Below are 12,782 nucleotides of genomic sequence, written 5' to 3'. Positions count from 1 at the left end.
CTTAGGCTTTACAGCACATCATCCCTTGGCTTTAGGGCTTCAATTAAAATTCATAAAAACATTGCTTATTGTTAAAAAAAAGCATTAGAGTGCTTTAAAATTATGTTTGAAGCGTCTTTAGATTTTATGGCAAATGCCAACACTTATGTGTGGCTACTCGCTATATACACAAGCTTGATGGTTAGCGGAATTGGTATCCCCATCCCGGAAGAAATTGCTCTTTTATTTTTATCTGTTCTTTACTATCAAGAGCGCATTGTTAGCCCTGTATGGCTTATCATGGCTATTTTTGCTATTTCTACTGCAGACTTTTGTTTATACAGCATTGGAAAATACTTAGGATTTAAGATTTTTCAACACCCCTTCTTTAAACAAAACTTCAATGAAAATACCATGCATAAAATCAGTCATTACATTCATCGTTATGGCTACAAAGTCATTATCCTTGGTAGACTATTATTGGGCGTAAGGTCTGCTATTTTTTTAAGCTCTGGCATTTTAAGAATGCCAAGAAACAAGTTTATTGTATATGATTTAATTGCATCCATGATCAGTGTCAGTCTTTTTATGTTGTGCTCTATACTGCTTTTAAAGAAATTTGATGGTGAATTGAGTCAAGTTAAACTGTTTATACAACAGTATCAAAGCTCTCTGACTGGCATTGCCTTGGCGGTCATTGCCCTCGTTGTTTTAATTGCCTTGCTTTTTAGATTCTTTAAAAAAAATAAACCTAAAGACCTAGTTTAAACTGTAGGTTTAGCGGATAGCTTTTCCCACCATGGATTGAGCTTTTCATGAATGGCTAAGATCACCTCTGCGTACCAAGACACTTGATTGTACTTCAATAAAGCTTTGCGGGGGTCTTTATGCCACTGATGTTTAGACAGTTTTTTTGCTGTAAATTCAATTGAATCTGCCCAGTTCCAAAAATCAAAGTCTTTTGATTTTACATGCTGCATGGCTGTTGCAGGCATAAACTGACTATAACCAATGGCTCCTGCCCACGAGCCTTCTAAGCCGTTAACAAAAGCCTGATCCCAAGACAATTTATTTGCCAAAAACAATAAAGCGGCCAACTCTTGCAACCATTGTTGACCAATTTTTTTAGCCCTGTTCTCCCAAGCACTTCTTTCTTGCCACTTCTTACTGGGTGAGTAAGCTTTTGATAATTGCATCGTTTGATCAATAATATTATTTCTATAGCTATCATCCACTAAAGCTGCCAAAGTTAATAAACTTTCTAATACAGGATAATACTGAATATACGATGCATTGTAGGCGGTTTCAATATAGAGCACACCTGCTATACCGGTTGCATTGACCTGATATTTTTTTTCACTATCTTCAAAAGCTCTCTGGTGTTGCTGTAAAAAACTTTTAATCCTTTTTTGTGACTGTTTATTGATATATGAATCTAAAATATCACCTCTAGGGGCCCCCATGATATGATTCATAAGTTTAAATTTTAAAGCTACTTTTTGAAAAAAGATCTTGTCTGCACTTAAGGCATCAATTTGGGCATCTTTTATTTTCCCTTTGTATGGACGTTTTTTTTGTTTTTTCTTTAACTCAGACTGAACTGTTTCAACCGCCTTCTGCCAGAGAGCTTTATCTACTGTATGATACTTGGCCTTGGCAGAACAGAGCAAAGGCAAAAAAACTGCACAGACTGTCAACAAAACAGATTTATGCATTGTTGATGTTTTGCAAAGTTTGAATTTTTGGGACCAGTTTAACCAGATCTCCAGGTTCCATTTCCGTTAAGTCTGAGCGCTGATAGAGCGCATCCAAGGCATCTCTAAGTTTTTTTAATGCAATGTCATTGTGCTCATCCCCATACTTTAAAATCATATCTCTTGCTCTAGAATATATTTTTGCTGCACCCCTGGGATTGTCTTGGGTAAGATGGTACAAAGAAACGGCTATTTGAATTAAACCGCCATAAAAGTCTTTATCTTTTGATTGATCTTTTAACCATAATTCATCCAAAGTTGTCTGAGCTGACATAAACTTAGATTGATTAAAATATTCTATAAACAATAGATAGCGATCTTGGTAAGCCACGTAGATCTATTATGCCCTAAAAGTCAGAATATTCAAAAAAAAAGTATGCTATTTTATTTACGGACCAAGCTTATCAACACCAACCTTGGCGTTGCACTCTAAATAGCTGGGCATGTTTTTGGAACATGTTCAAGCTGCGATACTTTGGATAACCTCTTCCAAGGCTTTTTCACCAATGAGTTTTTCTTCTTTAAGCACATCAAACAGAGCATCAACAACACTCCCTTTGAATTGTGTGCCTTTGTTTTTTGCAATTTCAGTAACAATATCTTTAATGGCCCAGGGCTCTTTATAAGGACGCTTGGCACTGAGTGCTTCAAAAAAATCTGCCAAAGCAACAATAGAAGTTAATAAATCAATTTCATCTTCAACTAGGCCACGAGGATAACCTTTTCCATCTGGACGTTCATGGTGGTCTCTGGCCATGGGAGCTAAATCTCTTAACTGCGGTATGCTTTCTAAAATATCTCCACCTCGGCCAGGATGTGTCTGAATGATTTTTCTCTCTAAAGCACTGATCCGACCAGGTTTCTTTAAAATATCATCGGGAATACTGATCTTACCAATATCATGGACCATGGCGCCTTCTTGCAAACGCATCAACTCTGTTTTACTTAAATCCATTTTTTTACCAATTTTCATTGCCCATTCACAGACACGTTTGGAATGTCTATGGGTATGACCATCTTTATCATCAATGAGCATGGCTAAAAGTTCAAAAGTACCTTCTCTGTAATCTAACTTGGTTTTTTCCAGTACATATTTCTCTAAACCTCTAACCAATTTTTGACTCATTTCAAAGGAACCAAAGTCAACAGGCTTTTCGACAAAATCCCAAAAAGTATTGTCTTTGACTGCTTCAATGGCTAACTGCTTGGTTGCATTACCGGTTATCATCATACAAATCATCAAAGGATTGTTTTCTTTGGCCTGCCTTGCCAACTCTAAACCACTCAGTCTAGGCATGACCTGGTCAACAATTAAAATAGCTACTCTAGGTTCATTTTGAACATAGTGTAAAGCCTCGATTGGATCTGCAAAAGTTTTAATGACAAAATCCATTTCTAGATGCATTTCAAAGCTGGTTAAATTGTCTTGCTCATCATCTACATAAACAATGATATTATCGGTAAATTTTGATGCGGTTAAATGGGCGTCTTTCATGCTTGTCGATCTCCATAGGTCTGTTGCACATTCTATACCCATTATACATAATTTTTACATTTATCGTAACTTTTATTAAAAATAATAATTTTATTAAACCAATAAAATTAGTAACTTAAAAAAATACTGTTTATTTTTATATAAAGCTGTCTATTTTTTACCCACTATTTACTGATAACGCCGTTTTTTACCCTAACTTTTATTTGCACAGCTTCTTTGCTGGATGAAGACACAAAGTCATCCATTTTTCCTTGATTGACTTGTAAATCATAGCGATACTTAACTCCATATTCAGGGTCAATCTCACACTTACCGTTAAGTAAGGCTATATCTGCATCCTGCTTGGGCTCAATCAATTCAACCTTGCCATTTTTACCTTCAACTTTTAATTTTAGGTCTTGCGGCATACGAATACTGCATTTGGCTTTTTCAGAGCTTGTTAGGTCTATCAACAAAACCTCGCCTTCCTCCTTAACAGTATTATTTACCGGCTCTCCTCTTAATTTACATTTCCATGCAAGCTCGGCTTCATCATGATTGCTCAACTCCATCATGCCGTTGTTGAATAAAATATGTAAAAGCTTAAATTGCTGTATATCAACTTGTCGAGCATCTTTTAGCCAATGATGATCATCATCATCTGAACTAAAGTTAAACTTAAAGTCAACATCATCACCATCAAAAGAGAATGTATCTTCATCAACGTCAACTTTAAGCATCCCTCCCAAAAGCTCTACTTTTTCTCTACCATCAACATCATGCACTTTTATCAAGGGTGTAAACTTCCAAATAAGAACCAGTGCAAACAACAACACCATAGCAACCGTCCCCAAAAAACCAAGCGTTAGCCATTTTACAACCTGTCGTTTAGCGGGTGTAGCCGGCTTTAAACCTCTCTCTGTTAAGTAGCGCGTGGCCACCGCTTCTGGTTCACCAAAAGACTTTAAAATAGAGGACATGCTTTTTTCTGGATTGTTTTCTTGTGCATCTAAAACATGACTTTTTATTTCAGAAACAATCTCAGCTTTTTCACTGACAGAGATTGGCCCTAACGCTTTATCCAGCTGGGTTAAGTACACTTCTAATTTTGGATTGATGGACATATTCACCTTACCTTTTTTTTGTTAACTGTTTGAACACCTTGGACATACGGCTAAACTCTTCTTGCATCAACTGCAAAAATGCTTCACCTTCAGCTGTCAAGGCATAAAACTTTCTTGGGTGACCCTTATTACCTTCTGTTTGCCAATGGGTTTTAAGTATTCCTTCACTGCTCATTCTATTGAGCAATGGGTACAAGGTTCCTTCTTTGACATTTAAATCCAAGTTATGCAGCTTTTCTATTAAGTCAAAACCATACAGGCTCTTATGAGTTTGTATCACCAACAAGATGCACATTTCCAAGTAACCTTTTCTAACTTGTGTTTTCCAATTGTCTAAACCGCTTGGCATAAAAAGATACCTAGCATTACAAAGTATAAGGTGTCAAAAGGTTTTTTATGTTTTTTAATTTTTTATCGATTGCACTTATAGGTTTATTTTTTTACTTAAATAAACAGGCTTAATGTTTGGGATTGTCCAAGCTTCTGGGCTTTTAATCTCATATTCATCACCATCTATTTTAAGCCACACCGTAAACTGCCCAAATAACTCATAACGTAATGGAACCGCGGTATACTCCGCATAAACCGAACCTGGTTTCAAACTCAGTGCAGTATAATTTTGTTTCTGATTAACCCAATAGTTTGGATCAGCGCACATAGGAGAGTTATGATGAAATTTAGCAAATATTTCTTTTGGCGCCTCTTCCTTTGCAATTGGCGTTTTTCTATCCGCATCTTCATACAAAGAAATGCTAACATTCATTTTAGGATTATTGTGGGGTCGATTCACTTTGATAGAAACATAAGTTTGAGCGCTCACATGCCCCAAAACCAGTAAATTCAATACTAAAAAAAACTTTTTCATAACCCCTCCCAATGATAGTCAATATCTTTATCGTCAACATTTAACGATGTTGTAAATTCTGATACGACATCTCCTTCGTAATTCAAAGTAAATTTGGTTTTCCACACGCCTTTCATGGCAAAGTTAATGGAGTACAAAGAATAAATATTGCTTTGTAGAGTTTCTATCTTTGCTGCAAAGTCATTATGCCCCATGGCTTGCGCATCTCCATCCATAGAAAAATTCACGGTTAAATCATAATCTAAATGCACATAATCTGGCTTTTGACCGGGACTATCAAGGTTCCAAAAGTACAAACATAATATTTGATTTTCACCAACAACGTCCTTTTGGCTTGATTGCCAGTATAGGTCAGCACATAAGCCAACATCATCAAATAAAAGGTTGCAGTTTAATTGATCTTTATCTTGACCAAATTCCTCAAAGTTTTTGGCGTATTCCAATTTTGGACAAACGGTTTCAGGCGCTTCACCATTATCAGCATGTTTTTTGTGCATTGGCATTGCATCGTTATCTTTCCCATCATCTTCTAGACAGTCATCTCCCCAACAAGGCTTATCTTTAACAACAACATATTTTATGACTGGAACCGTCACTTTCTTTACCCGCTCTTTTGGGGTTTTCTCATTATTACACGCAGTCAACAGCACCATCAAAAGTCCACACATGCACACCTTTTTCAACATAGCTTGCTGATGACACGATACACAATAATTGTCAACCGTCTTTACGTCGCAGCATATAATTTTTTTTTAATGCTTTAAGAAAGGCTTGTGAAGAAACCTTTAATATCTTATAAGCATTTTTATGCTTAATTATCAGACAGGGTGGATAGAAGTCATTTGTGGCAGCATGTTTTCTGGAAAAACTGAGGAGTTGATCCGGCGCATACGCAGGGCCAATATTGCTAGGCAAAGGGTCATTTTATTCAAACCTGAAATTGATAATCGCTATGCTGAAAGTTTGGTCGTAAGTCACAGCCAACAAAAAATTGAAGCGGAAGTGGCACGCAACACCCAAGACATTATTGAAAAATCTCGCAGCTATGAGGTTGTAGGCATTGATGAAGCACAGTTTTTTGGCTTATCTTTGGTAGAAACCTGTCAAGCTTTAGCAGATGAAGGTAAACGCGTGATTGTCTCTGGATTGGATCAGGATTACCAGGGCAAACCTTTTGAACCCATTCCTCAACTTTTAGCCATTGCGGAGTATATCACCAAAAACCTGGCCATCTGCATGCGCTGCGGCAACCCTGCCAACCGCAATCAACGCTTAAGCAAACACAAACAAAGAGTCATGCTAGGTGGCCAAGACAGTTATGAAGCAAGGTGCCGACGTTGTCATAGCGTAAGCCCTCATTCAAAAACTTCCTTATCTGAAGGGCAAACAGAAAAACACGATACTTCATTATTAAAAGCTTAATAAAACATAAGGCTAAACCTTGGGTATTCGTGCTGCATCACTTTTAATCAAAGCAGGATTAAGCTTTAGGTTTATTGTAAGCACAATAAAGTTTTAATTCCATTGAGCAGCTCATAAGACCTGTTACACTGGAAAGAAAACTGTTTTTAACTCCTTCTAGAGAGAGCCTTAAGTAGCTGTCTAATGCAATGCCCATGGTCATGATATTGTCTTCTTGAGCTGATGTCCATGAGTTGCAAGTCGCATCTTTTTCAAGTTCACCCGAACCATTACTCCCGGTAAAAACTAGATTTGAAAGGACATCATGGATAATCATTTCTTTCATCTGATCATCGTTTTGATAGTCATCTTCAGAGTAACGCTCATTTTTTAAGGCAAGATAACTCCCCTGCTCAGTCATGGTTACTGGAGCTTGAAGTACTGTTTTTGGGTCAAAAAAACTTTTTAATTCATCAACTAACTTTACACCATTGGGAAGGTGATACGAGCCCGCCTTATAAGCTGCTGGAGTAAATCTATCTTTTGCATTTTTATCCTTTCCATCTTCTTGGCCGGATAAAACCGCAATATAGTGCTTATAATTTTTCTTAAAACTAGCCCTAGCGGCTTCAGGCAACCGATTGTCTGTATCATTGGCAGCTTCTTTAACCAAATTAGAACAAACAGCATCTGCGGCTTTCAAACCAGAAAGGCTGGCATCGCCACCTAGTGCGGCTAGCGCTTCGCCTAAATTAGCGCTCACATTAACTGAACTGACGAACATATAATTATCCCCGGTATAGTTTTGGCCATCTTCTTTAGGACTCCATGCCGCTGATTCACTATTTTCAATAGCAGAAGCAGATTGAAGACAAATAATTCTTGCCTTTTTTGCACAATTGCATGTTTCTGATGCACCAAAAGCAAACAATGGGATTTTATTTCGGAACAGTGAACCTGTTACATTATAATCATTCGCTGTATTCCAGTTTTCATCCTCACCGCAAACCTCATCTTCAATATCAGAATAAGCCAAATTAAACCCAGTAAAGGCCATAAAACTCTCTTGCATGGCCATTCCATCACCATTAAAACTATATGGAACCGACTGACCATTGGCCATAACATCAATAGGCAAAGAAAAAGACGGGTGCAACATGCCATCTGTTCTACTTAACTTAACTTGCCCAACTCCATCAGCACGAACATAATCTGTCATGGTATCAAGAAATGCATAATCATCTTTTTGCTCTTCTAACAGCATTGGATGCAAAAACAAAGCTCGGTATTGCCCCAGCAACCCATGTTGACTGGCTTCAGCTTGACAAAGCTCATTAGGGACTTGGTAGCCTTCCGATGCAGACGGGGGCGACATGAGGTTTTTCAAATTTCCATCGGAGCTGGCTTCACTGACAAAAATCATACGCGAACCTTCTGGAATAATTTCATGGCTGGCTGATGTTAGTTTTGCTGAAGATGTTTCTAAGCCATTGATGATTAATGTATATTTCATGGACAAAAGACGTTTGCTCAAGGTCAATTCAAGTTTTTTAGGCTCTAAAACGTTTACAGCAATCACCTTGATATTTTTTGCACCAGGGTTTCCCTTTTTTGCCGCCTCTATTTTATACACATCAAAATTGGCTGCTGCGTCTTGATCTATTTCATGGCTTAACTCAATCTCAATACTTCTGTAACCTGTGGCTTTTGCATTGACTAAAGTCATCGATTCTTTTGACTTGGCTACAACTTTATTGATTTTTGGGATAACAATACTCCCACCACCGTCTTCTGTGGGAGCAAGCTTGGTGTTTGTACATTGCGCTATTAACACACACAACACCATCGCAAAAAAACTCTTTAAATTATTGATTATTAACTGTTTTCTAAAAGATTTTGAGCTATTAATTTTCACTGTATCACCTCGTCAAACTTAAAATACTCAAGATCCATAGCAAAGCAGCTTTAATAATGCAAGGCATTATTTGCTGTTTTGCAGCATTGCTCAATAAAAAAAAAGTTTGGTATAAAGCTTAGAAATTATCATCATTACCAAGATTCACTTTTCTTTTTTAGCAACTTAGGTATTAAGGGTGCATGATGAAAAATCTAGGATTATTGTATTGTCGATTTTTAAAGTTTTATAATTCTTCTATTGGTAAAAAGTGGATTGTGGCCATTACCGGGCTAGCCATGGTTGGTTGGCTTCTAGGGCATATGCTAGGCAATTTACAAATATACGCCGGTCGAGGAGCCACGCCTGAAGATACACTTATCAATCAGTACGCGGCCATGCTTAAAGGTAACATTGTTTTATTATGGGCTGTAAGAATTATCATGCTTAAAATGATTGTTCTGCATGTGGTGTGCACCATTTCTCTGACCAGACACAACCGTGCAGCCAGACCCGTTGGCTATCAAAAAAATACTCCTACCAAAGCAAGTTTCGCTTCGAGAACCATGATTTATGGCGGTCTTTTTTTGTTGCTCTACGTTATTTATCACTTGGCGCATTTCACATTTGGACAAGTCCATAGCAGTTTGCTCAATCACCATGATTTATACAGCAGCATGATCAATAGTTTTCAAGTTCCGCTTATAGTTGCTATTTATTTAGCTGCTCAGATTTTTTTAGGTTTACACCTTTATCATGGTGTTCAAAGCACAGCTAGAACACTTGGTTTAAGCCACCCTTTCTATCTTAAGCTTGTCAATAGCTTGGGAGTATTTATAGCACTACTAATATCACTTGGCTTTGCCTCTATCCCTATTGCTGTCTTGAGTGGAGTCATTTCTTAAAGTTTTAACAGGAGTAAGGAGTATACGATGTCATTAAAATCAAACTGTCCAACAGGTCCGGTTGAAAAACGTTGGGAAAAACATAAATTTAATATGAAGCTGGTTAACCCAGCCAATAAGCGTAAATATGAGGTTATTGTTGTAGGGACTGGTCTGGCTGGAGCTTCCGCATCTGCCAGTATGGCTGAACTGGGCTACAATGTTAAAACTTTTTGCTTTCAAGACTCTCCGAGAAGAGCTCACTCTATTGCTGCTCAAGGTGGCATCAATGGTGCAAAAAACTATCAAAATGATGGTGATAGTGTTTATAGGTTGTTTTACGACACGGTCAAAGGTGGAGATTATCGATCCAGAGAGTCAAATGTATACAGACTTGCTGAAAACAGTGTAAAAATTATTGACCAATGTGTTGCTCAAGGGGTTCCTTTTGCCAGGGACTACAGTGGACTCTTGGATAATCGATCTTTCGGTGGCGCACAGGTCTCTCGAACTTTTTATGCTCGAGGCCAAACAGGCCAGCAACTATTATTGGGAGCTTATCAAGCTTTGGCAAAAGAAATAGACAACGGTAAGGTTCAGATGTTTCCTCGAACTGAAATGCTGGATGTTATTGTTCACGATGGCAAAGCCAAAGGAATAGTGGTTAGAAACTTGGTCACAGGCAAAATAACGTCTCATACAGCAGACGCAGTGGTCTTGGCTACTGGCGGATACAGCAACGTATATTATCTAAGTACCAATGCCATGGGCTGCAACGTTACAGCAACTTGGCGTGCTCATAAAAAAGGTGCTTTTTTTGCTAACCCAAGCTTTACACAAATTCATCCAACTTGCATTCCAGTCGCAGGTGAGCATCAATCAAAACTTACTCTAATGAGTGAGTCATTACGTAACGATGGAAGAATATGGGTACCTAAGAAGAAAGGGGATACTCGTAAAGCTAAAGATATTCCGGAAAATGAGCGAGATTATTACCTGGAACGTCGTTATCCAGCTTTTGGGAACCTTGTTCCTAGAGATGTGGCTTCACGCGCTGCCAAAGAACGATGTGATGCCGGCTATGGCGTAGGTAAAACAGGATTAGGTGTATATCTTGATTTTGCTGATGCAATTGCACGCTTGGGCAAAGAAACCATCTCTGCCAGATATGGAAACCTATTTGATATGTATGAAAATATCACTGGTGAAAATCCTTATGAAACGCCTATGCGTATCTTCCCAGCCCCTCACTATACCATGGGTGGCTTATGGGTCGATTACAACCTCATGAGCAATATTCCCGGCTTATTCGTGATTGGTGAAGCAAACTTCTCTGACCATGGTGCCAACAGACTTGGAGCAAGCGCACTGATGCAAGGCTTGTCTGATGGTTATTTTGTTTTGCCTTACACCATAGGTAATTACCTTGCTGATGTTGATCCCAAACAGCGTCTAAATGATGACTCACCTGAAGCAAAAGCCGTTGAACAGACTCAACTGGACAAAATCAATTCTCTGCTTAATATCAAAGGATCCGTATCGGTTGACAGTTTTCACAGAGAATTAGGACGTGTCATGTGGGATTATTGTGGTATGAGTAGAAATGAAGAAGGACTAAGAGGTGCTCTAGGAAAAATAGAAGATGTTAGAGATCGCTTCTGGAAAAATGCTTCTGTTACAGGCACCGGTGAAGAGCTCAATCAAAACTTAGAAAAAGCTGGTCGCGTGGCCGACTTTTTAGAATTTGCTGAACTTATGGTTCATGATGCTTTAGATCGTAAAGAATCTTGTGGCGCTCACTTCAGAGAAGAAAGCCAAACAGAAGATGGTGAAGCCAAGCGTGATGATGAAAACTACTCCTATTCTTCTGCATGGGAGTTTAATGGTGTTGGAGAAACTCCTCAATTGCACAAAGAAACACTAACATTTGAAGATGTTCAACCAACACAAAGGAGCTACAAATAATGAAACTATTGCTTAAGGTATGGCGTCAGAAAAATGCTGCAGCTAAGGGTTATTTTCAGGACATTGAAGCTAACGATGTAAGTGAAGACAGCTCTTTTTTAGAAATGTTGGATATTGTCAATGAAAGTCTTGAAGCAAAAGGGGAAGAACCTATTGTTTTTGATCATGACTGCAGAGAGGGAATTTGTGGATCTTGCTCTTTAGTGATCAATGGCGTAGCACATGGCCCCAAAAAAGCTACCACCACCTGTCAATTGCATATGCGTACTTTTTCTGATGGAGACACAATTATTATTGAACCTTGGAGAGCAAGAGCCTTTCCAGTGATTAAGGATTTGATGGTTGATAGAAGCGCCTTTGATAGGATTATTCAAGCTGGCGGTTATGTAAGTACATCTACGGGCAACGCTCCCGATGGCAATGCAATTCCTATTAAAAAAGATATTGCCGATGATGCTTTTAATACCGCAGCATGCATTGGCTGTGGAGCTTGCGTTGCAGCTTGCAAAAATGCCAGTGCACAACTGTTTGTATCTGCAAAAATCAATCACCTTAATAGCTTACCGCAAGGAAAAGTAGAAGCGGAATCAAGAACATTAAAAATGACTCAGCAAATGGATAAAGAAGGTTTTGGCGCCTGCACCAACACGCAAGAATGCGAAGCTGTTTGCCCTAAAGAAATTGAAATGCGCAATATCATTAAAAACAACCGTTGGTTTACTAAGTCGTTTTTCAGCCAAGACTAAGTTTGTCTGGGGACACACACGTGTCCCCCATTTAGAGTTAGCGTATAGACAAAAACAATCTGGTGCCTAAATTGGGTTGATTAAGAAAAAAGAGACCATGACCATGAAGAATACTTTAAAAATAGATTTCACAGATAAAGCAACAGAGAAGATTTTGGCCTTCATTGAAAAAAGAGCTGAGCCAGAAAATACTTTATTGAGGGTAACCATTCCCAGTGCCAACGCTTCAGGTTACAATTATCAATTTTTTTTAGATGAAAAATCCAAGCTTACAGACCACGATGTTACACTTGAATTAGAAAAATTTAATGTTGTCCTTGAAAAAAAACTGACTGAAAAAATGGATGGCGCCACAGTTGATTGGGTAGAAAGTGTTTCTGGATCAGGTTTTAAGGTCGATAACCCCAACAGACCCCATATTGACCCTGATCAAAGCAGTGAAGCTAAAATTCAACAGGTTTTTGAACATGAGATCAACCCGGCCTTGGCATCTCATGGTGGAAAAGTGGAGTTGGTTGAAATTAAAGACCTTAAAGCCTATGTTAAGCTTAGTGGTGGCTGTCAAGGCTGCTCAAGCTCTACAGCAACGCTCAAACACGGTATTGAAAAACGGATTAGAGAACTTGCACCAGAGATTATCGAGGTGGTGGATATCACTGATCACGCTTCTGGTGAAAACCCTTATTTTAAATGAGC

At 38.5% G+C, this 12,782-nt stretch carries 14 protein-coding genes; 6 read left to right on the top strand and 8 right to left on the bottom strand.

From position 1 onward, the window contains the following. Positions 1–102: 102 nt before the first annotated feature. Positions 103–747 carry a DedA family protein gene (locus tag MRY82_04650; GenBank protein ID MCI5072218.1) on the top strand — a complete coding sequence of 215 codons (645 nt, stop codon included), beginning with the start codon at positions 103–105 and terminating at the stop codon, positions 745–747. On the opposite strand, the gene MRY82_04645 is transcribed toward MRY82_04650, so the two are convergent. From MRY82_04645 to MRY82_04615, 7 genes are all read right to left on the bottom strand, one after another. Next, positions 744–1,694, bottom strand: a complete 951-nt coding sequence (locus MRY82_04645; GenBank protein MCI5072217.1) for a lytic murein transglycosylase — start codon at positions 1,692–1,694, stop codon at positions 744–746. The genes MRY82_04650 and MRY82_04645 overlap by 4 nt on opposite strands. Beyond that, on the bottom strand, positions 1,687–2,064 hold the full coding sequence (locus MRY82_04640; GenBank protein MCI5072216.1) for a DUF309 domain-containing protein: 378 nt from the start codon (positions 2,062–2,064) through the stop codon (positions 1,687–1,689). Before MRY82_04640 ends, MRY82_04645 begins: the two co-directional genes overlap by 8 nt. Before the next feature lie 129 nt (positions 2,065–2,193). Beyond that, the gene (locus MRY82_04635) at positions 2,194–3,228 is read right to left on the bottom strand and encodes a response regulator (protein MCI5072215.1); all 1,035 of its coding nucleotides are present in this window, start codon (positions 3,226–3,228) and stop codon (positions 2,194–2,196) included. Positions 3,229–3,392: 164 nt separating this feature from the next. Further along, positions 3,393–4,331: a hypothetical protein gene (locus MRY82_04630; protein ID MCI5072214.1), complete on the bottom strand. Its 939-nt coding sequence runs from the start codon at positions 4,329–4,331 to the stop codon at positions 3,393–3,395. A 7-nt stretch (positions 4,332–4,338) separates the two neighbouring features. After that, the gene (locus tag MRY82_04625; GenBank protein ID MCI5072213.1) at positions 4,339–4,680 is read right to left on the bottom strand and encodes a PadR family transcriptional regulator; all 342 of its coding nucleotides are present in this window, start codon (positions 4,678–4,680) and stop codon (positions 4,339–4,341) included. Between the two features lie 75 nt (positions 4,681–4,755). Next, positions 4,756–5,196 carry a hypothetical protein gene (locus MRY82_04620; GenBank protein MCI5072212.1) on the bottom strand — a complete coding sequence of 147 codons (441 nt, stop codon included), beginning with the start codon at positions 5,194–5,196 and terminating at the stop codon, positions 4,756–4,758. Then, positions 5,193–5,864 (bottom strand): hypothetical protein, encoded by a 672-nt coding sequence (locus MRY82_04615; GenBank protein MCI5072211.1) that lies wholly within the window; start codon positions 5,862–5,864, stop codon positions 5,193–5,195. The genes MRY82_04620 and MRY82_04615 overlap by 4 nt, the downstream gene beginning before the upstream one ends. A 139-nt stretch (positions 5,865–6,003) precedes the next feature. Between MRY82_04615 and MRY82_04610 the strand changes: the two genes are divergently transcribed. Continuing rightward, positions 6,004–6,618 (top strand): thymidine kinase, encoded by a 615-nt coding sequence (locus MRY82_04610; protein MCI5072210.1) that lies wholly within the window; start codon positions 6,004–6,006, stop codon positions 6,616–6,618. A gap of 58 nt (positions 6,619–6,676) precedes the next feature. On the opposite strand, the gene MRY82_04605 is transcribed toward MRY82_04610, so the two are convergent. Further along, complete coding sequence (locus MRY82_04605; GenBank protein MCI5072209.1) at positions 6,677–8,512, bottom strand: hypothetical protein; 1,836 nt, start codon at positions 8,510–8,512, stop codon at positions 6,677–6,679. 182 nt (positions 8,513–8,694) lie between these two features. Between MRY82_04605 and MRY82_04600 the strand changes: the two genes are divergently transcribed. From MRY82_04600 to MRY82_04585, 4 genes are all read left to right on the top strand, one after another. Then, positions 8,695–9,396 (top strand): succinate dehydrogenase cytochrome b subunit, encoded by a 702-nt coding sequence (locus tag MRY82_04600; GenBank protein MCI5072208.1) that lies wholly within the window; start codon positions 8,695–8,697, stop codon positions 9,394–9,396. A gap of 27 nt (positions 9,397–9,423) precedes the next feature. Further along, on the top strand, positions 9,424–11,340 hold the full coding sequence (locus tag MRY82_04595; protein ID MCI5072207.1) for a fumarate reductase/succinate dehydrogenase flavoprotein subunit: 1,917 nt from the start codon (positions 9,424–9,426) through the stop codon (positions 11,338–11,340). Then, a complete protein-coding gene (locus MRY82_04590; GenBank protein ID MCI5072206.1) occupies positions 11,340–12,086 on the top strand; it encodes a succinate dehydrogenase/fumarate reductase iron-sulfur subunit in 747 nt (248 codons plus the stop codon). Before MRY82_04595 ends, MRY82_04590 begins: the two co-directional genes overlap by 1 nt. 103 nt (positions 12,087–12,189) lie before the next feature. Further along, positions 12,190–12,780 carry an iron-sulfur cluster assembly accessory protein gene (locus MRY82_04585; GenBank protein MCI5072205.1) on the top strand — a complete coding sequence of 197 codons (591 nt, stop codon included), beginning with the start codon at positions 12,190–12,192 and terminating at the stop codon, positions 12,778–12,780. The last annotated feature ends 2 nt before the right edge of the window (positions 12,781–12,782 follow it).

It is taken from the genome of bacterium, from assembly GCA_022763185.1.
Classification (GTDB): Bacteria; Bdellovibrionota_G; JALEGL01; order JALEGL01; family JALEGL01; genus JALEGL01.
This window is presented reverse-complemented; position numbering and strand designations above follow the sequence as displayed.